This is a genomic window from Streptomyces sp. NBC_01317 (assembly GCF_035961655.1).
GTDB lineage: Bacteria > Actinomycetota > Actinomycetes > Streptomycetales > Streptomycetaceae > Streptomyces.
In genome coordinates this window covers 1,611,907-1,634,308 of sequence record NZ_CP108393.1, presented here as the reverse complement: position 1 = coordinate 1,634,308, position 22,402 = coordinate 1,611,907, and the positions used below count along the sequence as shown (strand labels likewise).

Genomic DNA, 22,402 nt, shown 5'->3' with positions numbered 1-22,402 from the left:
GACGACCGGAGTGCGAGGTCAGAGCCGGATCAGACGTTCGCGGTCAATTTACCGAGACGGTCGGCGTCACACGTACGCGGGCAGGTCACACACGTGTCGTCGGGACGCAGTGTGTAGTGGAGGCAGCAGCTCGCCCGGTCGCGGGTCGCCAGGGCCGCGCCGTCCGGTCCTGCCAGCTCACGGAAGCCCGCGGCGCCCACGTAAGGACCCGTCGTGCCCGGCAGCAGCAGCTCCAGCTCGGCCATCGCCCGGCGCTCCTCGCCCAGCAGGTGGGCGACGTACCAGAGGCCCTCGACGATCTCGTCGGTCGCCATGCCCCACAGCGCCCGCCGGCCCCGGCGCATCCGGGGGGCGAAGCCCTCCAGCACCGGCCCGAGGTGCTCCGCGACGGCCGCGCGCACCTCGCCGCGCAGCGCCTCCTCGTCCGGCACGACCCGGGCGTCCGGGTGCCCGGCGGCGGGGTCGTCCGGCAGGCAGGCGAAGGACGTGGTCCGTACGGCCATCCTGCCCAGCACCCGCTGGAAGGCGACGTCCGCCACGGGCACGCGCGGTACCCGGCGGTGCAGGAACCACGGCAGGGTGACCAGAAGGCAGGCGGGCCAGGCGTAGCGGTGCAGCGCGAAGCTCGCCACCACGTCGGGGCGGGCAGGCCGCCCGTAGTCCCGCAGGATCTGCGCCTCGTCCCAGCCGAGGAACGTGTCGAGGGCGGGGCCCCCGGCGGCGAGGTCGGCCGCGCGCACCCAGCCACCGTCGTGCGGCAGTGTCCCGCCGGCCGCGATCTCGTCGACGCGCAGCGCGGGGAAGACCTCGGTCAGCCGGGCGTAGGCGTCCGTGACCGGCGAGGCCGGGAAGCGGGGCAGCAGGGCGGGAAGGGTCATGCAGGGGACCACCGAATCGCGATCGTTTGCAGGTAAGCCTTACCTTACCCGACACTTTCGCTCTTTGAACTGCGGCCCCGCCCGCCTATCGTTCAGGGAGGAGCGGAGGTGGAACCGGGTGGAGCGAAGCCTGGAACAGGACGGCGGGCGGGAGAGGACCGCGCCCCCGCCGTACGCCGCCGCGCGCCCCGACCGGGTGCCGAAGCAGTCGCGTACGTCACCGGAGCACCGGGAACACACGTACAGCGGCCCTGAACCGTCCGTCCCCCGGCCGGTACGGCGCCATTCCGTACGCGGCCAGATCCTCGACGCCCTGCGCTCCGCGCTCGTCAGCGGCGACCTGGTCCCCGGCGAGGTCTACTCGGCCCCCGCCCTCGGCGAGCGGTACGGCGTGTCCGCGACGCCCGTCCGCGAGGCGATGCAGCAGCTGGCGCGGGAGGGCGCGGTCGAGGTCGTCCTGAACCGCGGCTTCCGGGTCGCCGAGCGCGGCGCCGCCGAACTCGCCGAACTGGCCGAGGTACGGGCCCTGATCGAGGTGCCGGTCATGCTCCGGCTGGCCCGTACCGTACCGGCCGAGCGCTGGGCCGAACTGCGGCCCCTGGCCGAGGCGACGGGTGCGGCCGCCGCCGTCGGCGACCACGCCGCCTACGCGGACCGCGACCGCGCCTTCCACCGCGCGGTGCTCTCCCTCTCGGGGAACCAGCAGCTGGTGGCGGTCGCGGACGACCTGCACCGCCGCTCCCAGTGGCCCCTGGTCAGCGCCCCGGCGGTGCGCCGCGCCGACCTCGTCGCCGACGCGGCGGAACACACCGCGCTCCTCGACGCGCTGACCGCCGAGGACCTGACCGTGGTGCAGTCACTCGTACGGGAACACTTCAGGGGCGCGTAGCGGACGCACGTCTGCCGCCCCGTCTCAGCTCCGCCCCGCCCGCCCCGCTGCCACCGAGGCGGTCAGCAGTTCCGCGTCGAAAAGAGAGGCGTCCGCGAGGCGGCTGGCGGACGCGTACGCGTTCATCATGACCTTCGTCGTCCGCAGCGCCGCCGCGGACCTGCGCACCAGCGGCCTGGTCCACGCGCTGATGGCGTCCTCCAGCTCCTCCTCGGGAACGACCTTGTGGAGCAGGGACAGTTCGGCGGCCCTGGCGGCGTCGAAGTTCTCGCCGGTCATGATGAGTTCACGGATCCGGGCGGCGCCGGACTCCTGGATGAGCCGGGGCAGTGAGCCGCCCCACGCGGGGGGCATGCCGAGCGCCAGCTCGGGCAGCCGGAAACGGCAGTTGTCCGCGCCGGCCCGCAGATCGCAGTACACCGCGAGCGCCACCCCCGCGCCGATCACCCCGCCGTGCAGCCGGGCGACGGTGACCGCGTCGGAGGTCGCGAGGGCGTCACAGACCCGGCGGGCCTTGGTGCCGAGGGTGCGCATCGCCACCCCGCTGGGGTCCGTCCGGAGGAACTCGGCGAACTCCCGCCGGTCACCGCCCACGCAGAAGTCGTCCCCGGCACCCGAGAGGATGAGCACGCGGATGCCGGGGTCGTTGTGCACGCTGTCCAGAACGGCGAGAAGCTCGTCCAGCATCAGCCCGGAAACGGCGTTCCCGGTCTCCGGGCTGTTCAACTGGACCTTCAGCAGGGGCCCTTCGTGCCGTACACGCAGAACCTTGAAAGCATCCACCACGCTGTTCCTCGTTTGTCGTCCGCTGTCGCGCGGGCTCTGCTCGATAGCTGACGGAGTGTCGGACGCTGACGGTGTGTCAGCCCGCGACAACTCCGAGTGAGGCGATGCGCCGGAAACCCACCCGGGGCGCCCAGACCGGTGGCGAACTGATGCGCAGGGACGGCATCCGCCTGAGCAGCGTGCTCAGTACCGTCGTCGCCTCCAGCCGGGCCAGCGGAGCGCCCAGGCAGTAGTGGATTCCGCCACTGAAGCTCAGATGTGTCGCGCGACGGCGGATGTTGAAGACGTCCGGCTCGGAGTGCTGGGCCGGGTCGTGGTTGGCGGCGCCGATCATGAGGTGCACCATCTGGTCCTTGGACACCCGCACCCCGCCGAGTGTGGTGTCCTCACCGGCGACCCGGCTGATGATGTGGTTCGGGGAGTCGTACCGCAGGACCTCCTCGACCGCGTCGGGGAGGTGCTGGGGATGCGCGCGCAGCCACTCCAGCTGGAGGGGGTGCTCCAGGAGCAGCCACACCATGGTGGAGATCAGCGTCGACGTGGTCTCCGGCGCGGCCAGCACGACCAGGAGGGCGAGGAGGTAGACGGCCTCGTCGGCCTTGGCGGGGTCGGACTCGATCCCGTCCCAGGTCCTGAGCCACGTGGAGATCGGGTCGTCCCCGGGCTCCGCACGCCGCTTCGCCACCAGCTCGACGAAATACTCCTGGAGACGGAGGGTCGCGGTGTCGGACAACGCGAGCTGGCTCGGCGAGGGCAGCAATTCCTGCGCGAACACCTGGTGATGCGTCAGGTCCCTCATCAGCGCGTAGTCCTCGATCGGCAGACCGAGCCATTCGCAAATGGTGAGAGAGGGAAGTTCCTCACTGACCAGAGAGCTGAAATCGGCCTCGCCGTTCTCCCGCAATTCCTGGGCCAGCCGGTCGAAAAGCCGCTCCGTCGTCCTCTCGACCGAATCCTTGGTGGCTTCCAGGGAATTGCGGTCGAAAAGATTGCCGATCGACTGGCGCACCCGGGTGTGATGCGGCGGATTAAGTGCGGGAAGTGTCCTGCCCATTTCCCGCGAAGAAATGGAGTTCCACCGGGTCTTCTCGCCCTGGCGAAGGCGCCATGCGCTATCGGGTACCTGCCAGGCCCGATCTCTTAATACCTGATTGCAGAGTTCGAAGGAGTTCACCAGGTGGCCGCCCCAGGGGGCGGGCACGACGCTGCCCATGGACCTGAGATCCGCGTAGAAAGGCAGTGGATTCGACTGGCCGTTCGCCGTGCGCAGACGGGAGAAGAGTGAAACCACCGCGCGTCGGTCTATGAGTGGCGCTGCCAGGGACGGCTCCACGGAGACTCCTTTATTCAAGACATCACATAAGATTCGCCAACCCTGTCTACCCCGATGGTGGAACACTCATTCGACCGACAATGCCTCTGGCATGTTGCGAATGTCACACCTTCCACCAGGACAGGAATCCGCTCCAGAAGTTACCCTTCTGGGCTCGCTGCGGCTGATCCCGTACCGGAGTATTTCCGGCATTGCGGCCCGAGGTCGGCAGGGGAGCGGACTCGCGCCTCTCGTGCCGTACGGGCGTGAAGCGGGACGGCAGCGCGTTGAGCGCGCGGTGGAACGGTCCGGGACGCCAGGTCAGCGAGCCGGCCGGCACGCCCAGCTCGATGTCCGGCAGTGTGTTGAGAAGCTTCTCGACGGCCAGCACGGAGATCAGGAGCGCGGGGTCCTTCGCCGGGCACGCGTGCGGTCCCGCGCCCCAGGCCAGGTGCGCCCGCTTGCTGAGGGTCTGCCGGCTCGCGGAGAGGCCCGGGTCGCTGTTGGCCGCCGCGAAGCTGATGAGGACAGGGTTCCCCGCGTCCAGCCGGCTTCCCGAGAGGTCCACGTCGAACACGGGGTAGTGCACGGCGTAGTTGGCGATCGGAGGGCCGTTCCAGAGCACGTCGTTGATGGCGTCCTCGACCAGCATGCCGTCCCCGCGCTTGTCCTCGGACAGCAGGAGACGCAAGGTGCTGGAGATGATGTTCTGCGTCGGCTCCGTGCCCGCGCCGATCAGCAGCACGAGCTGATGGATCATCTCCTCGTCGTTCAGGCCGGCTTCGTGCTGCATCAGCCACGAGGTGACGTCGTCGCCGGGCTGGGCGCGCTTGAGCGCGACCAGTTCGAACAGGGACTCGCTGAGGACCTCGTTCGCCTTCTCCGCGTCGACGCCGTCGAAGATCCCGGAGAAGCCGAAGATGAGCCGGTCGCCGATCTCGGCCGGGCACCCGAACAGGTCGTTGAAGACGAGCAGGGGCAGCAACTGCGCGTAGTCGGCGACCAGATCGGCCCGGCCGCGCCCGCTGAACTGGTCGATGAGGTAGGAACCGACCCGGTCGACGTGCCGGCTCAGACGGTGTGTGTCGATGCGCGCCAGACTGGCCGTCACCGCCTGACGCAGCCTCAGATGATCGGCGCCGTCCGAGAACATCGGGTTCGGCCGGTACATCATCATCGGCAGGACGGGGCTGTCGTCCGGTATCCGGCCCTCGTTCAGGGCCCGCCAGCGCCGGGCGTCCCTGGCGAAGGTGTCGGGGTTCTGGAGCACGTGCAGGGCGGCCGCGTAGTCGGTGATGAGCGAGGCCTCGACCCCGGGCGTCAGCTCGACCGGGGCGGCCGGCCCGAACTGCCGCAGGTAGTTGTAGAAGCCGTTCGGGTCCGCGGCGAACTCCGGCCCGTGCAGCGGCACGCTCTTGCCGCTGTTGTGCGCGGGGCAGCCGGGCGGCGGAGCAAGGAATTCCGAATGAGATTGCATGCCTGGACTCCTAGTTGAGGCGCGACTGGAGATAACGGACCAGTACGATGAGGGAATTGGCGGACGACCGCTGGTCGCGCGCGTCGCAGGTGACGAGCGGGGTCTCGGGGAGCAGGTCGAGCGCTTCCCGGATCTCGTCGTCGGAGTGGCCCGGCGTGCCGTCGTCGAACCGGTTGACGGCGATGGCGTACGGAATTCCGTACCGCTCGACCAGGTCCATCACGGGGAAGGACTCTTCGAGCCGGTTCGGGTCGACCAGGACCAGGGCGCCGAGGGCGCCGCGCGACATGTCCTCCCAGACCTGGACGAACCGCTGCTGTCCGGGGGTGCCGAACAGGTACAGCACCAGCTTCTCGCTGAGCGTGAGCCTGCCGAAGTCCATGGCCACGGTCGTCGTGGTCTTGCCCGGCGTGCCCTTGAGGTCGTCGATCCCCTCGCCCGCCTGCGTCATGACCTCTTCGGTCCGCAGCGGCGGAATCTCGGACATGGTCCCGATGAAGGTCGTCTTTCCCACCGCGAAATGACCGACCACCAGGATCTTGGCGGCGGTCTGCACCGAATCGCGCAGGTAGACGCCGTCATCCAAAGCGAGCTTGGAGCCCATTCAGCACCTCCTCGAGGATTTGCCTGTCGACGCGTTTTGCCGGAGGTATGGGCGCACGGGTGTAGAGATAGCCGTCCGCCGTGAGATCGTGCAGGAGGATTTTGACGACACCCACGGGCAGGTGGGTGTGCCCGGCTATCTCGGCGACCGAGAGGAAACCGCCGGAACACAGCTCCATGAGACGCCGCTTTTCGGGATCGAGAAACCCGTTCTGCGGGGCGTTCTCGGACACCGTGATCAGAGTGATCAGCGAGAAATCGTTGTCGTCGAGCAGCTCGCGACCGTTTGTGATCACATACGGTCGCACTAATGGAGTGATTTCTTGTTCCAGCTCGGGCTCGTCCGGTGTTGTCATGCTTTCACATCCTCCCGAGGGGGACTGGTGAGGGCCTTGCCGAGCTGGCCGACCAGCTGCTGCATGCGGAAGGTGATCTCAGCCATGTCGACTTCGGGCGAGGCGGAGACGGCGAGATAGGCGCCCTCTCCGGCCGATATCAGAAACACCCAGCCGTGGTCGAACTCGACGAGAGTCTGACGCCACTGGGGCCGCTGATCGGGGCCGCCGCAAAAATCGGCGACCGTACGGCTGAGCGACTGCATTCCGCTCATCGCGGCGGCGACGGTGTCGGCGTGGTCCTTTCCGACATCCTTGGAACGGGCCATGAGAAGGCCGTCCGCGGAAACCAGAATGGCATGGCGTGCTTCGGGCACTTCCAGAGCACTGTCAAGCATCCACGAGAGATCGTAGTTCACTGCGCCTCATGCCCTTCACTGCTTGTGTTGGTGGAACGACGGCCCGATTGCGTGCCCCGCTGGAACGCGCCCATGACGGACGCGGCCTTCTCGCTGTCGCGCGCCGGCGCCTCCGCCGTCTCGCCCGCCGTCGGCACGATGGAGATCGCGCCGCGCCTGCGGCGCTTGGGCAGGCCGCCGAACGTGGTGGCGGGAGCGGGGGCGGCCGCGGGGGAGCTCACGCCGCCCGTCGCGTCCTCGTCGGACGGCAGCGGGGAGGAGGTGGCCACGGCTGGAATCTCCTCGGGCTCTGGCATGGACGTGAGCAGTTCGTCGGGCAGCAGCACCACCGCGCGCACCCCGCCGTACGGGGACGTGGAGTCGACGGAGACACTGAAGCCGTACCGGGCGGCGAGCACACCGATCACCGTGAAGCCGAACTGCGGCGGGTTGCCGAGACCGGAGACACCGGGCGCGCGGTCGCTCGACAGGAGCTTGGCGGCCCTCGCCTTCTCTTCCTCGTTCATGCCGACACCGGCGTCGTCGACGACGATGCAGACACCCTTGGGAACGGGCCGGATATTGATCTCGATCATCGTTTCCGGCGCCGAGTAACTGGTCGCGTTGTCCAGCAGTTCGGCCAGGGTGAGCGCGACCGGTTCGACGGCGCGGCTGACGATGGCGAAATTACTCTGGGCCCGGATTTCCACCCGGGTGAAGTGGCGGATGCGCCCCTTCGCGCTGCGGACCACGTCGTACAGGGAGGCCGCGGCGCGCTGCCGGCCGAGCCATCCGTCGCAGAGCACGGCGATCGACTGGGCACGCCGGGCGAACTGCGAATTCATGTGGTCGATGTCGAGGAGATCCTGAAGAATCTGGAGCTCGCCGTACTTGTCCTGAATCTTCGTGATCGCGAGCTGCTGCTCGCTCGCCAGGCCCTGAAGGGTCCGCATGGCAGACTTGAGAGCCGTTTTGGTGGCTTCCTCTGCGCGGTCCTTGGCCTCTTCCACGGCCTCTGCGTAGTGCTCCTCCAGATTCGTGTAGTGCCGCTTGAGTTCTTCCTTCTCTTTCCGCAGCTCAACGACTGACTTGCGTCCACGAATGATCGCGGTCGCGGCCACGGGGGTTCCAGCGATAAGTCCCCAAAGCGCTGGATCCTGAAAGTATTGCGTCATAGGGCTCTCTTCGGGCGAATGGGCAACCAGGTGCGGACATGAATGCACGGTCGGCCGCGCGTGCTCGCCTGCCGGACAGCCGTGAAAGGCCCGGCTAATGGCATAGGTCTCCCCCGGATGTGGCGGATTTCTGGGCCGATGCGCGGAATATTCTTTATGCCTTAGCAGGTTTTCCTACCGCTTGGCAAGCGTGGCGATCTTAGCACCACGTCAGGGCAGGTCGTCCATGGCGTTCTGTGCCCCCTTTTACCCATCTGACGGATTTTCAGCAACGCTCCGCATTTGCGGTCATTGGGTGCCTGGCCACGTACGGCACGCTCTGGATGCTGTGCCTGGCCCTGTCGCCGTACCTTCTCTCCCGCGCCGTCGGCGACGGGTGGCGGGCGGGCGACCGGACCGCGCTCGCCGACTGGACCGGCGCGCTGTTCGCCCTGGGCGCGGTCCTCGCGTACGTCACCGTCGCCGGGCTCCTCCTCGCCGTCTCCCCGCTCCCCGCCCTCGTCGCCCTGCTCGGGGTGCCGCTGCTCGCGGTCGCCGTGGGACCGCTGCGGCGCGACTCCGGCCGGCTGCGGGAGGAGGGCTACCGGGTCGGCGCGGTCACCAGCTGGATCGACGCCCTCGGCCCCGGCCTGCCGGACCTCTTCCTCGCCGCCGTGACCTGGCTCGCGGCGAGGATGGCCGCACAAGGGACCATCTCCGTCGCGGAGTTGGTGGCGGTGTACGGGTATGTCGCCGTCCTGGCCGTGCCCCGGGTGGCGGTGCTGGACGACGGCCGGCTGACCGGGCTGGGCACGCACGACGAGCTGGTGGCGCGCGGCGGGGCGTACGCGAGCCTCTGGCGCTCCTGGCACGGCGGCGAACCGCCGACGCGGGTGCCGTATCCGCGTCTCCCCGGCGACCAGGCGGATTCGATCACTCTGTGATCACGAAGTCCGGGGCCGTCTTGTGCCGGGCGTCGGCGGCCGTGTACGAAGATCATCAACGATGATCGTCTTCGAGTCGGAGAGAAGCACCGCTCCGGAATGTCCGCAGCGCCACCGCAGCCTCCCGCCCGCCCGGCCGCTCACACCGGCGCAGGTGGCGTCAACTGGTCGGCCAGCCACGTCGGTACGCCGCCCAGCAGACGGAAGAGACGCCCGGCCTCGGCGCGCAGCCTGGTCGCCTCCGGTTCCGGCTCCGCGTCGGCGAGCGCGGCGAGGGCCGGGGCCGTACCGACGAGATAGCCCAACTCCTCACGGATCCGCAGCGATTCGCCGAAGCCGTGTCTCGCCTCGGCCAGCTCGCCCTCGCGCAGGGCGAGTCCGGCGAGGTGGCGCCAGGTGAAGGAGAGCAGCAGGGTCTCCTCGTGCGCGGTGGCGGCGGCGTGGGCCCTGCGGTACGCGGCGCGGGCCGACTGGGGGGAGTCGGCGACGTGTTCGGCGAACAGCCCGCGGCGGAAGTCGAGCAGGGCGCGGCCCGGGGCGCTGGGGTGGATCAGCGCCGCCGCGCGGCTGAGTGCGGCGCGGGCCTCGTCCGCGCGGTCGCGGACGTGGAGGACGGTCGAGGCGTAGGCGAGATGGCCGCGTTCGCAGGCGGCGGCGCCGCGCTCGTCGTCCTCCCGGGCCGTGGCCTCCGCGACTCGTAGCGCGTCCTCGGCCTCCGCCCAGCCCTTCGCGGTGAACAGACATCGCTCGACGAGCAGCGACGCGCGCTGGAGCGCCGGGGCCGGGTCGGCGGCGTGCGGTGCGAGGAGGGCGGCCGCGTCGGTCCAGCACCCTCGCGAGCGCAGCCGCCATACCGCGGTCTGGAGTGGATCGTCACCGGCAGTGGTTCCGGAACCAGACATGGCGGTATGCGCCACATTGCCCTCCCCGAGCGCGCCATTGTGCTGTTGGGTGTGGACGCATCTCAGCACGGATCGGCACGCTGGGCCAAGAGGACAGGTGAAAAAATTCACAATGCCTTGGTCGTGGAGGGGTCCTGGGAGGCGCCGGGGACAAGGGCGTTACGGCGGTCCCGCCGTGGGCGCCGACACCCCTCGCAAGGCTGTCACCTGGGCAGACGGCCGGGAAACGGCAGGTGTCGGGAACTGCGGAATCCTTGCTTCCGGCCGTCCGTGTGGCGGAGTTGGATCTCCCGAAGACCTGGACGACCATGACGCTTCCGAGGGGTGACGGCGGTCAACGCGCCGCGCGACGGCTCGTCGGGGATGTCCCCGTGGCCCAGCGCTGTCGCGAGGAGGTCGCGCATGGGGTGGAGGGCTTGAGTCTCACGGTCGGAGAAGTCGTCGAGCCTGCGCGTCAAGCCGATGAGGACCAGGTTCTCGTCGCTGAGGTGCGGTGCCATCAGCAGCAGGTGGCGCATGCCGTACCGGGCGACCACTTCCTGGTGGACAAGAGTCCGCCGGAAACGGGCCGCCACGATGGACGCGGGAACGAGAAATCAGCTTCGAGAACCGGAAAACTCCGATCTCATCCGCTCGGCACCGCATCTCACCGGTGAACGCCAGGAAAAGGGAAGGGGTTGAATTTCCTACGGAAAAGAATCAGTGGACCGGGCTCCCCGCGGACGTCATGCGGGCCTCCACCGCCACGGGTACCGGGGCCTTCCTCCGGCCCGACAATACGAGCTGGTCGCAGGAGTTCGAACGGCTCGACGGCGGAAACGGATTCTTCCGCCTCAGGGCACGTCATTCCGGCCAGTGCTTGGTGGTTCCCGGTGGCAGCCCCGCGAATGGTCTGCCGATCGTTCAGGAGCCGTACTGCGAGGCCCATGGCCGGTCGAACGAGTGGTACACGCAGGAGATCCGTCCGCCGCAGGAACCGTGCATGTGCTTCCCCATTACTTACCTGATCATCAGGAGCCGTCCGAGCGGACGGTGCAGGGAAGTCGACTCCCCTTCCGGCCAGCCGGGTGAGCAGTCGGTTCTCCAGGTGGGGAACTGCATCACCTCGGGCACGGAATGGAACCGCGCGAACCTGGTGTGGCGCTGGGTGTAAATGCCGGGCAGATCGCGTCCGCGCGGTCAGCTCATTCGCAGTGCGAGGAAGAAGTCCAGCTTGTCCTCCAGGCGGGACAGGTCGCGGCCGGTCAACTGCTCGATCCGGCCCACCCGGTAGCGCAGGGTGTTGACGTGCAGATGCAGCCTGGCCGCGCAGCGGGTCCAGGAGCCGTCGCAGTCGAGGAACGCCTCCAGGGTGGGGATCAGTTCGGCGCGGTGGCGCTTGTCGTACTCCCGCAGCGGGTCGAGCAGCCGGGCCGTGAAGGCGCGCCGGACGTCGTCGGGGACGAAGGGCAACAGCAGGACGTGCGAGGCGAGTTCGTGGTGCCCGGCCGCGCAGACACGCCCCGGCCGCGCCGCCGCGACACGGCGGGCGTGCCGGGCTTCCTCCAGGGCGCCGCGCAACCCTTCGGCCGAGTGAACGGCGGCACTCACCCCGAGCGTCAGCCGCCCGTCCTCCGCGAGCCCGGCGCCCAACGTCCCGCGCACGGCGGCCAACAGGGCATCGGCGTGCAGCCCTTGGCCGGCGGGCGTGGCCGCCGGGGCGTCGGGCCTGATGCCGGTCGCGGGCGCCGTGCCCGTGGGGGCCCCGGTCGCGGGCCCGGTGCCGGCAGCAGGCCCGGTGCCGGCAGCAGGCCCCGTGCCGGTGCGGGGCCCGGAGCCGGTGTCGGTGCGGGGCCCGGCGCCGTTGCCGGGGGCAGGCCCGGCACCGGACACCGGGCCGGGGACGGTGTCCGGCGCCGCCCCGCCCCCGCCCACGGCCCCGGCGTGGCGCACCGCCCCGCCCACGGCCCCGGCGTGGCGCACCGCCCCGCCCACGGCCCCGGCGTGGCGCGCCGCCCCGCCCACGGCCCCGGCGTGGCGCGCCGCCCCGCCCACGGCCCCGGCGTGGCGCGCCGCCCCGCCCACGGCCCCGGCGTGGCGCGCCGCCCCGTCAGCGGCCTCCGGTCCTGGCTCCTCCGCCGGTGCCTCCACGGCGATCGGTACCAGGGCGATCGCCTCGCCGTCCGTGTGTGCCACCGCGATGCGGTCCGACAGGTCCGTTCCCGGTGAGGTGTGGGCCGCCAGGATCTCCTCCAGGGCCGCCTGCGCCGCCGGGCCCGCCGCGATCGCCGCACCCGCGTCGTCGCCCGACCACTCCAGTCGGGCCACCACCACCTGCCAGTGCGGTGCCGCGCCCACCCCGGGGAGCAGGACCGGCGCGGCCACCCGCAGGCGCGCCGCGATCTCCGCCGGGGGCGCCCCCTCCTGGACCAGGTCCACGACCTCCTGGGCGAGCCGGCGCCGTACCGTACGTGACGCGTCGCGCCGGTCCCGTTCCACCGAGATCAGCTGGGTCACCCCCTGGAGCAGGTCCAGCCGCGCCGCCGGCCACTCGCCCGCGTCCGCCTCGACCGCCAGGAGCCAGTCCGAGAGCACTGTCTCCCGTACGTCGGGGGACGGGCCCGGTGACGACGTGCCGCCCCCGGGCTCGCGGATCGCGTCGTGGGCCCGGTCCTGGTCCTGGGCCCGGTCCCGGTCCCGGTCGTGAACAGGGAACAGGGAGTACGCCGTCCCCGCGACCGTCACCCGATAGGGCGACCTCCGTCCCGAACGAGTGGCCGCCAGATGCTCCGCCGCCAGCGCCGTCGCCCGGGCCGCCGGCAGCCGCTCGCCGCCGCCCGCGATCTGCCGGCCGGTGGGGGAGAGGACCCACGCCCGCAGGTCGAGGTCGGAGGTGAGCAGGTCCAGCACCACCTCGGGGCCCCCGCCCGCGGGACCCGACGTCATCAGCCTGCGGTGCCGGTCCACGACGGCCGCCAGGTCCCCGGCCCGTTCCCCGGACACCTGCCGGACGACGTGCTCGGTGATCGTCGCGAAGGCCACGTCCTCCCGCACCGCGAACAGCGGCATCCGGTGCCGGACACACGCCGTGACCAGGTCGTCCGGGATGTGCCCCAGCTCCGCCTCACCCGCCGCGAGCCCCACGACCCCGGCCGCGTTGAGGATCCGTACGAACGGTTCCGCGTCCTCGGCGGAGCGGCGCCACGCGAGGCCCGTCAGGACCAGTTCGCCGCCCGAGAGATAGCGGCTCGGGTCCCGCAGATCGGTCGTCATGACACCACGGACACCGCGGTCCAGTTCCCCCGCGCCGCCCAGCAGCCGCAGGCCCAGCGCGTCGGTCTCCAGCAGTGCGCGCAGCCGCATCTGTTCGCCGCCGATCTTTCTCGTCGATTCAAGCGAGGCTCGCCTTCGTTTCGCCTTTGTTCGAATCTACAAGACGCCGTGCGCGCCCCGCCCACCCCTTCATGGTTTCCGTGACTGCCCCAGGCGGCGCACTCCTTGTGTACTTGTGCCACACCGCGTGAACAGTTCATGAACAGGGCCGGCCGTCCCCGCCCGATCACGGATCGCACCACAGCGAACGATCGAGAGGAGAGCCATTCATGGACTTCCTTCGCCCCGCCACCTGGCAGGACGCGCTCGCCGCCAAGGCCGAGCACCCCTCCGCCGTCCCCCTCGCGGGTGGTACGGACGTCATGGTCGAGATCAACTTCGACCACCGCCGGCCCACGCACCTGCTCGACCTGAACCGCATCGGTGAGCTGGCCACGTGGACGGTCGAGGACGACCACGTCCGGCTGGGCGCCTCCGTCCCGTACACCGCCATCATCGAGAACCTGCGGACCGAGCTGCCCGGCCTCGCGCTCGCCTCCCACACCGTCGCCTCCCCCCAGATCCGCAACCGCGGCGGCGTCGGAGGCAATCTCGGCACCGCGTCCCCGGCCGGCGACGCGCACCCCGCGCTCCTCGCCGCCGGCGCCGAGGTCGAGGCCGAGTCGGTGCGCGGCACCCGCCTCATCCCCATCGACGCGTTCTACACCGGCGTGAAGCGCAACGCGCTCGCGCCCGACGAGCTGATCAGGGCCGTACGCGTCAAGAAGGCGGAAGGACCCCAGCAGTACTCGAAGGTCGGCACCCGCAACGCGATGGTCATCGCCGTCTGCGCGTTCGGGCTGGCCCTGCACCCCCGCACCCGTACGGTACGGACCGGCATCGGCTCGGCCGCCCCCACGCCCGTCCGGGCCCGGGTGGCGGAGGAATTCCTCGGCGCGGCGCTCGAAGAGGGCGGCTTCTGGGACAACGGGAAGATCATCACACCGTCGGTCGCGAAGCAGTTCGCGGATCTCGTCGCCGGCGCCTGCAACCCCATCGACGACGTGCGCGGCACCGCGAAGTACCGCCGGCACGCGGTCGGCGTCATGGCCCGCCGCCAGCTCGGCTGGACGTGGGAGCAGTACCGCGGCACCGCCCGCCCCCTCCGAGGAGCTGCCTGATCATGCGCGTGAACTTCACGGTCAACGGACGCCGGCAGGAAGCCGACGACGTCTGGGAGGGCGAGAGCCTCCTGTACATCCTGCGGGAGCGCTTGGGCCTGCCCGGCTCCAAGAACGCCTGTGAGCAGGGCGAATGCGGTTCTTGTACGGTACGGCTCGACGGCGTGCCGGTCTGCGCGTGCCTGGTCGCGGCCGGGCAGGTGGAGGGCCGCGAGGTGCTGACGGTCGAGGGGCTGGCGGAGTACGCGGGTCAGCGCGACCGGGACCGGGGCCAGGGCCGCGTCCGCGAGGGCGAACTGTCCCACGTCCAGCAGGCCTTCATGGACGCGGGCGCCGTGCAGTGCGGCTTCTGCACCCCCGGGCTCCTGGTCGCCGCCGACGAGATGCTGGAGCGCAACCCGTCCCCCACCGACGCGGACATCCGCGAGGCGCTGTCCGGCAACCTCTGCCGCTGCACGGGGTACGAGGCGATCCTCGACGCCGTACGGCTCGCCGCGGCGCGACAGGAAGAGGCGATCTGACGATGGCGTCCTCTACACCCCGTACCTCTACGACACCCCGTACCTCAACACCCCGCACCCCCACCGGCACCCCCACCAGCCTCACCCAGCGCTCCCGCACCAAAGGCGGCATCGGCGAGTCCACCCTCCGCCCCGACGGCACCCTCAAGGTCACCGGCGAGTTCGCGTACTCCTCCGACATGTGGCACGAGGACATGCTGTGGGGCCACACCCTCCGCTCCACCGTCGCGCACGCCCAGATCCGGTCGATCGACATCTCCGAGGCCCTCGCCGTCCCCGGTGTGTACGCCGTCCTGACCTACGACGACCTCCCCACCGCCGTGAAGCACTACGGGCTGGAGATCCAGGACACCCCCGTCCTCGCCCACGGCAAGGTCCGCCACCACGGCGAGCCCGTCGCGATCGTCGCCGCCGACCACCCCGAGACCGCGCGCCGCGCCGCCGCCAAGATCCGGATCGACTACGCCGAACTTCCCGTCGTCACCGACGAGTTGTCAGCAACCGCGCCAGGCGCGCCACTCGTCCACGAGGGCCGCGACGATCACCACATCGGCCATGTCCCCCACCCGAACATCGTCCACCGCCAGCCCATCGTCCGCGGCGACGCCGGCGCGGCGGCCGCCCGCGCGGACGTGATCGTCACCGGCGACTACGTCTTCGGCATGCAGGACCAGGCCTTCCTGGGCCCGGAGTCGGGGCTCGCCGTTCCCGCCGAGGACGGCGGGGTCGACCTGTACGTGGCCACCCAGTGGCTCCACTCCGACCTGCGCCAGATGGCCCCCGTCCTCGGCCTGCCCGACCACAAGGTCCGGATGACCCTGTCCGGCGTCGGCGGCGCCTTCGGCGGGCGCGAGGACCTGTCGATGCAGATCCACGCCTGCCTCCTGGCCCTGCGTACCGGCAAGCCGGTCAAGATGGTCTACAACCGCTTCGAGTCGTTCTTCGGCCATGTCCACCGCCACCCCGCGACGTTGCACTACGAGCACGGCGCGACGCGCGACGGGAAGCTCACGCACATGAGGTGCCGGATCGTGCTCGACGGCGGAGCGTACGCCTCCGCGTCCCCGGCCGTCGTCGGCAACGCCGCCTCCCTCTCCGTCGGCCCGTACGTCGTCGAGGACGTCGACATCGAGGCGATCGCGCTCTACACCAACAACCCGCCCTGCGGGGCGATGCGCGGCTTCGGCGCGGTCCAGGCGTGTTTCGCGTACGAGGCGCAGATGGACAAACTGGCGGCCGAACTGGGCCTGGACCCGGTGGAGTTCCGGCAGCTCAACGCCATGGAGCAGGGCACGCTCCTGCCGACGGGCCAGCGGGTCGACTCGCCCGCGCCCGTCGCCGAGCTGCTCCGCCGCGTGAAGGCCAGGCCGCTGCCGCCCGAGCGGCAGTGGCTCACGGCGGGCGAGGCGGCGGACGTACGGGCCCTGCCGGGCGGCCTGTCCAACACCACCCACGGCGAGGGAGTCGTACGGGGCGTCGGATACGCGGTCGGCATCAAGAACGTCGGCTTCTCCGAGGGCTTCGACGACTACTCCACCGCCCGGGTCCGCCTGGAGGTCATCGCGGGTGAGCCGGTCGCCGTCGTGCACACCGCGATGGCCGAGGTCGGCCAGGGCGGGGTGACCGTCCACGCGCAGATCGCCCGCAGCGAACTGGGCGTCACCCAGGTCACCATCCAGCCCGCCGACACCCAGGTCGGCTCGGCGGGATCCACCTCCGCGTCCCGCCAGACCTATGTCACGGGCGGCGCGGTCAAGAACGCCTGCGAGCATGTGCGCGAGCGGGTGTTGGAGCTGGGCCGGCGCAAGTTCGGTACGTACCACCCCGCTTGGGGCACCGCCGAGCTGCTCCTCGAAAGCGGCAAGGTCGTCACCGACGGCGGCGAGGTGCTCGCCGGCCTCGCGGACGTGCTGGAGGACGAGGTGGTGGACCTGGAGCTGGAGTGGCGCCACCGCCCCACCGAGGCCTTCGATCTCCGTACGGGACAGGGCAACGGCCACGTCCAGTACTCGTTCGCGGCCCATCGCGCGGTGGTCGAGGTCGACACGGAACTGGGCCTCGTCAAGGTCATCGAACTGGCCGTGGCGCAGGACGTCGGCAAGGCGCTCAACCCGCTCTCCGTCGTCGGCCAGATCCAGGGCGGCAGCCTCCAGGGCCTCGGGGTGGCCGTGATGGAGGAGATCATCGTCGACCCCGTGACCGCGAAGGTACGCAACCCGTCCTTCACGGACTACCTGATCCCCACCCTCCTCGACACCCCGGCGATCCCCGTCGACATCCTCGAACTCGCCGACGAGCACGCGCCGTACGGGCTGCGGGGTGTCGGCGAGGCACCGACCCTGTCGTCAACTCCCGCGATCCTGGCGGCGATCAGGAACGCGACGGGACTGGAGCTGAACAGGACGCCCGTACGACCGGAACACCTGACGGGCATGTGACGCCCGCGCACCACCCTTCCACCCCACCACCTCTTCGTTCGTCTCGGGCCGTCCCCCGGGTCGTGCAGCCCACGCATCCATCCCCCGTCCGGAGCAGGCAACATGACCCAGTCGTCAGTGGAACCCAGGACCACCACCGCCGAGGACGCCGGCACCGACGCGCGTCCTCCGGCCGGACGGTCCCGGCTCGACCGGTACTTCGAGATCTCCCACCGGGGATCGACCCTCGCCCGCGAGATCCGGGGCGGCGTCACGACCTTCATGGCCATGGCGTACATCCTCCTGCTCAACCCCCTGATCCTGTCCGGTGAGGACATCGCGGGCGACACCCTCGCCCGGTCCGCCCTGATCACCGCGACCGCCCTCGCCGCGGCGCTCACCACCCTCCTGATGGGCTTCCTCGGGAAGGTGCCGCTGGCCCTGGCCGCCGGGCTCTCCGTCTCGGGGGTGCTCGCCGGGCAGGTCGTACCCGTGATGACGTGGCCGCAGGCCATGGCGATGTGTGTGCTGTACGGCGTGGTGATCTGCCTCCTGGTGGTCACCGGCCTGCGCGAGATGATCATGAACGCGATCCCGCTCGCCCTGAAACACGCGATCACCATCGGCATCGGCATGTTCGTCGCGCTGATCGGCCTGGTGAAGGCCGGGTTCGTCCACGCCTCGCAGGGCGGCGGCCCGGTCACCCTCGGCCCGGCCGGCCAACTCGCCGGGTGGCCCGTCCTCCTCTTCTGCGTGACCCTGCTGCTGATCTTCATGCTTCAGGCGCGCCAGGTGCCGGGCGCGATCCTGATCGGCATCGTCCTCGGCTCGGTCGTCGCGGCGGTGCTCGACGCCACGGGTGTCGTAGGCGCCAAGTCGTGGGGCGGTGGACCACCGGAGCTGACCGGGAGCGCGGTCTCCCTGCCCGACTTCTCGCTCTTCGGGAAGGCCGACTTCGGCGGCTGGGGCGACGTCGGCGCGATGACGGTCGGGATGATCGTCTTCACCCTGGTGCTGGCGGGCTTCTTCGACGCGATGGCCACCGTCATCGGGGTCGGTACGGAGGCGGGACTCGCCGACGATCAGGGCCGGATGCCGGGCCTCTCCAAGGCGCTGTTCATCGACGGCGCGGGCGGTGCCATCGGCGGAGTGGCGGGCGGCTCGGGCCAGACCGTCTTCGTCGAGTCCGCGACGGGCGTCGGCGAGGGGGCACGTACCGGCCTCGCGTCCGTCGTCACCGGCCTGCTCTTCGCGGCGTGCCTGTTCTTCACCCCGCTCACCCGGCTCGTACCGGGCGAGGTGGCCGCCGCCGCCCTGGTGGTCATCGGCGCGATGATGGCGCAGAACGCCCGGCACGTGGACTGGGGCGACCGCGCCGTCGCGGTCCCGGTCTTCCTGACCGTGGTCCTGATGCCGTTCACGTACTCCATCACCGCTGGGGTCGCGGCGGGCGTCATCTCGTACACGGCGCTCAGGGTGGCGCAGGGCAGGACCCGCGAGATCGGGGCCTTCATGTGGGGGCTCACGGCGGTCTTCGTGGTGTTCTACGCGCTGCACCCGATCGAATCCTGGCTGGGCGTGTAACCCCACCCCCTCCCTCCCCTCCGAGACGCGAGGAGATCCACATGCTGGACATCGCGGAAGAACTGACCCGATGGGTCGAGCAGGGACGCGACTTCGCCGTCGCCACCGTCGTGGCGGTCGGCGGCAGCGCGCCCCGGCTGCCGGGAGCCGCGCTCGCCGTCGACAGCGAGGGCACGGCGATCGGGTCGGTCTCCGGCGGCTGTGTGGAGGGGGCGGTGTACGAACTCTGCGTCCAGGCGCTCCTGGACGGCGTCACCGTACTGGAGCGGTTCGGCTACGACGACGAGGACGCCTTCGCCGTCGGGCTGACCTGCGGCGGTGTCATCGACATCCTGGTGACGCCGGTACGGGCCGTCTCCGCCGGGCGGCAGGTGTACGCGGCCGCCCTGGCCACCGCCGCGCGGGGGCAGGCGACGGCCCTCGCCCGTGTCACCGAGGGGCCGGCGGAACTGCTCGGGCGGCCCCTGCTGGTACGCCCCGACGGATCGTACGAGGGCGGCCTCGGCGGCCACCCCGAGCTGGACCGTACGGCGGCGGGCGAGGCGCGCGCCCTGCTGGACGCGGGCCGTACCGCCACGCTGGTGGTCGGCGAGGACGGCTCCCGGTGCGGCCGGCCGCTGACGCTGCTCGTGGAGTCGAGCGTGCCGCCGCCGCGCATGATCGTCTTCGGTGCGATCGACTTCGCGTCGGCGCTGGTGCGGGCGGGCAAGTTCCTGGGCTACCACGTGACGGTGTGCGACGCGCGCCCCGTCTTCGCCACGGCCGCGCGCTTTCCCGACGCGGACGAGGTGGTGGTGGCGTGGCCCCACCGCTACCTGGCGTCGACGCGGGTCGACGGGCGGACGGTGTTGTGCGTCCTCACGCACGACGTCAAGTTCGATGTCCCTCTGCTGGAACGGGCGTTGAGGCTGCCGGTCGCCTTCGTGGGCGCGATGGGCTCACGCCGTACCCACGAGGACCGTAACGCGCGGTTGCGCGAGGTGGGCGTGACGGAACTCGAACTGGCCCGCCTCCACTCCCCGATCGGCCTCGACCTCGGGGCCCGTACGCCCGAGGAGACGGCCCTGTCGATCGTGGCGGAGGTGGTGGCGTCGCGGCGGGGCGGCACGGGTGTGCCCCTGATGGGCGCGCATACCCCGATCCACCAGGAGGTCCCGACGGACGGGCATGGTCCGGCGACGCGGTGGGTCGCCCCGGTGTTCGGTTGCGCTTACTGATGTCCTCAAACGCCGGACGGGCTTGAGCGGGGGGCCTGCGCGGTGGTGATACTTCCTGAATGGACAGATCAACCGTTCCGTGGCGCAACACGACGCACGACTGGACGAGCACCGTGGACGTCCACCACCTCACGCGTATCCGGCAGGATTGGGCCACTTTTGCACCGAGTGGTACACAGCACCTGATCCTCGAAGTTGTCGCTTACGCGGCCGACGAGGCGGAAGCGAGGGGCGCAGGTCGTTGCACGGTCACCTTCCACGTCGACGGATCGGTATCGGTCGCGGACGACGGACGAGGCACCGACACCCGCTTCGATCACCACGGACGAGCCGTGAAAAAGCCTGTCATGGCGTCGAAGGACCTTCGCTTCTTCGATCACCCCGGCGTACAGCTACTTCCCGACGGACATCCACGTCGCGGGATGTCCGTTGTTGCGGCGCTCAGCGAATGGCTCGTCCACACCAACCGCCGCGTAGGTGGAGCCTGGAATCAACGCTACGAGTTCGGCATCCCCACGACCGGCCTGACACCGATCTCCGACGACGGCACGACCGGCACTACTGTCCACTTCCGCCCCGACGAGCCCCTGCGCGCAGCGGCCGGATCAATCGCGGGCGAGCTGTCGCAGCTCGCAGCGCTGTGGCCGCACCTGTCCGTCGAGGTCGACGATCGTCGGAGCAGCTGACTCGCGACACGAGTACGGGCTGAGCTGGCCGGAAGCCGATCCTGTGGGCTGTACGGATTCTGCGACGCCCTTCAAGATGGCACAGGTTCGGGCTCCTGGTCCGGACATGTCCTCGAAGGCCCCTCGGGGAGGCGGGCTCGGCGCGTTCCGATCGGCGACGGCGCAGGAGGCCATGGGTGATACCGCACGTGCAGCTGCCGGGACACGCGGCCGACTGGACTTCGAAGGACCGGGCGCAAGTCGCCGCCGACATCGGCGGGGACCTCCGGCTCAAGGGGTTCCTCTTCGTTCACAACCACGGCATTCCTACCGGCTTGATCAGGGACGCCTACGACGAAACACAGCGGTTCTACCGGCTGCCCCAGGCGGAGAAGAGCCGGTATGACGCCACCGAGCGGTCCCAGTTTCTGGGGTACCGCGGGCTCGGCCGGGAACGGAGCCGCACCCACGGCGGTACGGAGGTGTGCGAGCAGTACCGGGTCGGCCACACCACCGGCGAACTCCCCCTCCACGCGCCCGCCGACTTCTACCACGCACCGTTCCCGAAGTCCCTGGAGTTCTTCACCCACCTGACGCACCTGGGCGACGCGGTCCTTGCGGCATGCGCCCTTGATCTGGGCCTGGAGGAGAACGCGTTCACTGCTTATCTGACGGGTGGGCCGCTGCACCGTCTGGGCCTCAACCACTACGGTACGAGCCACCCCTCCGCCGCCGCCTCCCGTGCCGGCTATGCGATGTCGCCGCACATCGACCTGTCCCTGCTGACGATCCTCGACCAGGACGCACCGGGTCTCCAGGTCCGTGACCGCGACGGCCGGTGGCTGGAGGTTCCCACCGTTCCCGGCGCGCTCTTCCTCTTCCTGGGCGACTACGTGCAGCGGTGGTCGAACGGTCTGCACCGGGCGGCCCCTCACCGGGTCAGGACAGTGCTCCGTGACCGGATGTCGATCCAGTACAAGCACCGGCCCGACTACGGGGTGGTCGTCAGGCCCCTGGACGCGCTCACCGGTCCGGCCGATCCGCCCGCGTACGCACCACTGGACACCGGCGCCGACTATGTGGCTGTGCTGAGGTCGATTCTCGGCGGCTGACCCACGCAATCGCCGGGCGGGCGTCTGCGGCCCGGTGCGCGACCGCGGCTTACGGATGTCCTCAAGCGCCGGACGGGCTTGAATGGCCGCGGGTCACCGGTGTCCTCCAACGCCGGACGGCCCCGGTTTTGATTCGGCGCGGCCCCCGGCAACAACGCGCGCATACGCAACCGGCCCGCAGCGGCACCATCAAGCCCGTCCGGCGATTGAGGACAACACGGACCGCGTCCAGGAGCCGGCGCACGCCCACACGCTGAGGGCATGCCGACACGCTGGCTCTGCGGCGACCCGGTCGACGCCGGATCAGGCGCACCGCGTTGAGTTGGAAAGAGGCACCCACCCCCGCACCGTGGCAGTCCCCGCCCGCGCGGACTGCCTGCGCAAGCACGAGGCCCACAACACCGAGGGCGCAACCGCCATGGACATCTGCTTCTTCGTCGTGCTGACGGCCACCCCCATAGCCGCCGTGTTCGCCATCGGTCTGCGATCCTTCGCTCTGGGCGCCGCCTCCCTGTCGCTGCTCGGGCTGTTGGTGACCTCCTTGGTGACCTTGATCAGGCGGCACCGCAGGAGCACCCCACCGCGTCGGATCAGCGCCCAGCCGGAGATCGCCGCGCTGCTCCGAGAGGGGCGGTGGAGTAAGGGGCACCGGCCCGGCCACGGGAATGGTCCCGGGAGTCTTTGACCACCCCGTCCCGCCACGCTCGTGTCGGTTCTCGGGACAGGTGATCGTTTT

The 22,402-nt window shown here is 70.4% G+C and carries 21 protein-coding genes and 1 pseudogene; 11 read left to right on the top strand and 11 right to left on the bottom strand.

What is annotated here, in order from left to right; all coding sequences use genetic code 11:
* Nucleotides 1-29 precede the first annotated feature (29 nt).
* A complete protein-coding gene (locus OG349_RS06955) occupies nucleotides 30-878 on the bottom strand; it encodes a (2Fe-2S)-binding protein (RefSeq protein ID WP_327233764.1) in 849 nt (282 codons plus the stop codon).
* A 130-nt stretch (nucleotides 879-1,008) separates the two neighbouring features.
* Between OG349_RS06955 and OG349_RS06950 the strand changes: the two genes are divergently transcribed.
* Complete coding sequence (locus OG349_RS06950) at nucleotides 1,009-1,767, top strand: GntR family transcriptional regulator (protein WP_442806367.1); 759 nt, start codon at nucleotides 1,009-1,011, stop codon at nucleotides 1,765-1,767.
* A 24-nt stretch (nucleotides 1,768-1,791) separates the two neighbouring features.
* Here the strand turns inward: OG349_RS06950 and OG349_RS06945 are convergent, their stop codons facing one another.
* The 7 genes from OG349_RS06945 to OG349_RS06915 all read right to left on the bottom strand — a co-directional run bounded on the left by OG349_RS06945 (nucleotide 1,792) and on the right by OG349_RS06915 (nucleotide 7,853).
* On the bottom strand, nucleotides 1,792-2,553 hold the full coding sequence (locus OG349_RS06945) for an enoyl-CoA hydratase/isomerase family protein (RefSeq protein ID WP_327233762.1): 762 nt from the start codon (nucleotides 2,551-2,553) through the stop codon (nucleotides 1,792-1,794).
* A 76-nt stretch (nucleotides 2,554-2,629) separates the two neighbouring features.
* A complete protein-coding gene (locus tag OG349_RS06940; RefSeq protein ID WP_327233761.1) occupies nucleotides 2,630-3,607 on the bottom strand; it encodes a cytochrome P450 in 978 nt (325 codons plus the stop codon).
* A gap of 382 nt (nucleotides 3,608-3,989) precedes the next feature.
* Nucleotides 3,990-5,342, bottom strand: coding sequence for a cytochrome P450 (locus tag OG349_RS06935; RefSeq protein WP_327233760.1), 1,353 nt, complete (start codon nucleotides 5,340-5,342; stop codon nucleotides 3,990-3,992).
* A 10-nt stretch (nucleotides 5,343-5,352) separates the two neighbouring features.
* Entirely contained in the window at nucleotides 5,353-5,946 is a 594-nt protein-coding gene (locus OG349_RS06930; protein ID WP_327233759.1) for a GTP-binding protein, read from the bottom strand.
* A complete protein-coding gene (locus OG349_RS06925; RefSeq protein ID WP_327233758.1) occupies nucleotides 5,921-6,301 on the bottom strand; it encodes a DUF742 domain-containing protein in 381 nt (126 codons plus the stop codon). Before OG349_RS06925 ends, OG349_RS06930 begins: the two co-directional genes overlap by 26 nt.
* Nucleotides 6,298-6,699, bottom strand: a complete 402-nt coding sequence (locus OG349_RS06920) for a roadblock/LC7 domain-containing protein (RefSeq protein ID WP_161312193.1) — start codon at nucleotides 6,697-6,699, stop codon at nucleotides 6,298-6,300. Before OG349_RS06920 ends, OG349_RS06925 begins: the two co-directional genes overlap by 4 nt.
* Nucleotides 6,696-7,853, bottom strand: a complete 1,158-nt coding sequence (locus tag OG349_RS06915; protein ID WP_327233757.1) for an ATP-binding protein — start codon at nucleotides 7,851-7,853, stop codon at nucleotides 6,696-6,698. Before OG349_RS06915 ends, OG349_RS06920 begins: the two co-directional genes overlap by 4 nt.
* 302 nt (nucleotides 7,854-8,155) lie before the next feature.
* On the opposite strand from OG349_RS06915, the pseudogene OG349_RS06910 reads away from it, so the two are divergent.
* A pseudogene (locus OG349_RS06910) lies at nucleotides 8,156-8,626 on the top strand (hypothetical protein); the annotation flags it as partial.
* 290 nt (nucleotides 8,627-8,916) lie between these two features.
* On the opposite strand, the gene OG349_RS06905 reads toward OG349_RS06910, so the two are convergent.
* Nucleotides 8,917-9,693 carry a hypothetical protein gene (locus OG349_RS06905; RefSeq protein WP_327233756.1) on the bottom strand — a complete coding sequence of 259 codons (777 nt, stop codon included), beginning with the start codon at nucleotides 9,691-9,693 and terminating at the stop codon, nucleotides 8,917-8,919.
* A 188-nt stretch (nucleotides 9,694-9,881) separates the two neighbouring features.
* Complete coding sequence (locus tag OG349_RS06900) at nucleotides 9,882-10,253, bottom strand: hypothetical protein (protein ID WP_327233755.1); 372 nt, start codon at nucleotides 10,251-10,253, stop codon at nucleotides 9,882-9,884.
* A gap of 77 nt (nucleotides 10,254-10,330) precedes the next feature.
* Here OG349_RS06900 and OG349_RS06895 point away from each other — a divergent pair, with 77 nt between their 5' ends.
* The gene (locus OG349_RS06895; RefSeq protein WP_327233754.1) at nucleotides 10,331-10,831 is read left to right on the top strand and encodes an RICIN domain-containing protein; all 501 of its coding nucleotides are present in this window, start codon (nucleotides 10,331-10,333) and stop codon (nucleotides 10,829-10,831) included.
* A gap of 26 nt (nucleotides 10,832-10,857) precedes the next feature.
* On the opposite strand, the gene OG349_RS06890 is transcribed toward OG349_RS06895, so the two are convergent.
* Nucleotides 10,858-13,020: a PucR family transcriptional regulator ligand-binding domain-containing protein gene (locus OG349_RS06890; RefSeq protein ID WP_327233753.1), complete on the bottom strand. Its 2,163-nt coding sequence runs from the start codon at nucleotides 13,018-13,020 to the stop codon at nucleotides 10,858-10,860.
* A gap of 239 nt (nucleotides 13,021-13,259) precedes the next feature.
* Between OG349_RS06890 and OG349_RS06885 the strand changes: the two genes are divergently transcribed.
* The 8 genes from OG349_RS06885 to OG349_RS06850 all read left to right on the top strand — a co-directional run bounded on the left by OG349_RS06885 (nucleotide 13,260) and on the right by OG349_RS06850 (nucleotide 22,351).
* Nucleotides 13,260-14,150 (top strand): FAD binding domain-containing protein, encoded by an 891-nt coding sequence (locus tag OG349_RS06885; protein WP_327233752.1) that lies wholly within the window; start codon nucleotides 13,260-13,262, stop codon nucleotides 14,148-14,150.
* A gap of 2 nt (nucleotides 14,151-14,152) precedes the next feature.
* Nucleotides 14,153-14,671, top strand: a complete 519-nt coding sequence (locus OG349_RS06880) for a (2Fe-2S)-binding protein (protein ID WP_327233751.1) — start codon at nucleotides 14,153-14,155, stop codon at nucleotides 14,669-14,671.
* Nucleotides 14,672-14,673: 2 nt separating this feature from the next.
* A complete protein-coding gene (locus tag OG349_RS06875) occupies nucleotides 14,674-17,109 on the top strand; it encodes a xanthine dehydrogenase family protein molybdopterin-binding subunit (RefSeq protein WP_327233750.1) in 2,436 nt (811 codons plus the stop codon).
* A gap of 102 nt (nucleotides 17,110-17,211) precedes the next feature.
* Nucleotides 17,212-18,672, top strand: coding sequence for an NCS2 family permease (locus OG349_RS06870; RefSeq protein ID WP_327233749.1), 1,461 nt, complete (start codon nucleotides 17,212-17,214; stop codon nucleotides 18,670-18,672).
* Between the two features lie 41 nt (nucleotides 18,673-18,713).
* A complete protein-coding gene (locus OG349_RS06865) occupies nucleotides 18,714-19,889 on the top strand; it encodes an XdhC/CoxI family protein (RefSeq protein ID WP_327233748.1) in 1,176 nt (391 codons plus the stop codon).
* 59 nt (nucleotides 19,890-19,948) lie between these two features.
* Nucleotides 19,949-20,575: an ATP-binding protein gene (locus OG349_RS06860; protein ID WP_327233747.1), complete on the top strand. Its 627-nt coding sequence runs from the start codon at nucleotides 19,949-19,951 to the stop codon at nucleotides 20,573-20,575.
* A 176-nt stretch (nucleotides 20,576-20,751) separates the two neighbouring features.
* A complete protein-coding gene (locus OG349_RS06855) occupies nucleotides 20,752-21,666 on the top strand; it encodes a 2OG-Fe(II) oxygenase family protein (RefSeq protein WP_327233746.1) in 915 nt (304 codons plus the stop codon).
* Nucleotides 21,667-22,015: 349 nt separating this feature from the next.
* Entirely contained in the window at nucleotides 22,016-22,351 is a 336-nt protein-coding gene (locus tag OG349_RS06850; RefSeq protein WP_327233745.1) for a hypothetical protein, read from the top strand.
* Nucleotides 22,352-22,402: the final 51 nt, after the last annotated feature.

Bases quoted from the DNA above. Each gene is read 5' to 3' on its own strand.
- OG349_RS06915 (WP_327233757.1), bottom strand. From the start codon at position 7,853: ATGACGCAATACTTTCAGGATCCAGCGCTTTGGGGACTTATCGCTGGA.
- OG349_RS06860 (WP_327233747.1), top strand. From the start codon at position 19,949: ATGGACAGATCAACCGTTCCGTGGCGCAACACGACGCACGACTGGACG.
- OG349_RS06875 (WP_327233750.1), top strand. From the start codon at position 14,674: ATGGCGTCCTCTACACCCCGTACCTCTACGACACCCCGTACCTCAACA.
- OG349_RS06885 (WP_327233752.1), top strand. From the start codon at position 13,260: ATGGACTTCCTTCGCCCCGCCACCTGGCAGGACGCGCTCGCCGCCAAG.
- OG349_RS06930 (WP_327233759.1), bottom strand. From the start codon at position 5,946: ATGGGCTCCAAGCTCGCTTTGGATGACGGCGTCTACCTGCGCGATTCG.
- OG349_RS06935 (WP_327233760.1), bottom strand. From the start codon at position 5,342: ATGCAATCTCATTCGGAATTCCTTGCTCCGCCGCCCGGCTGCCCCGCG.
- OG349_RS06955 (WP_327233764.1), bottom strand. From the start codon at position 878: ATGACCCTTCCCGCCCTGCTGCCCCGCTTCCCGGCCTCGCCGGTCACG.
- OG349_RS06870 (WP_327233749.1), top strand. From the start codon at position 17,212: ATGACCCAGTCGTCAGTGGAACCCAGGACCACCACCGCCGAGGACGCC.
- OG349_RS06925 (WP_327233758.1), bottom strand. From the start codon at position 6,301: ATGACAACACCGGACGAGCCCGAGCTGGAACAAGAAATCACTCCATTA.
- OG349_RS06865 (WP_327233748.1), top strand. From the start codon at position 18,714: ATGCTGGACATCGCGGAAGAACTGACCCGATGGGTCGAGCAGGGACGC.
- OG349_RS06880 (WP_327233751.1), top strand. From the start codon at position 14,153: ATGCGCGTGAACTTCACGGTCAACGGACGCCGGCAGGAAGCCGACGAC.
- OG349_RS06940 (WP_327233761.1), bottom strand. From the start codon at position 3,607: ATGGGCAGGACACTTCCCGCACTTAATCCGCCGCATCACACCCGGGTG.
- OG349_RS06890 (WP_327233753.1), bottom strand. From the start codon at position 13,020: ATGCGGCTGCGCGCACTGCTGGAGACCGACGCGCTGGGCCTGCGGCTG.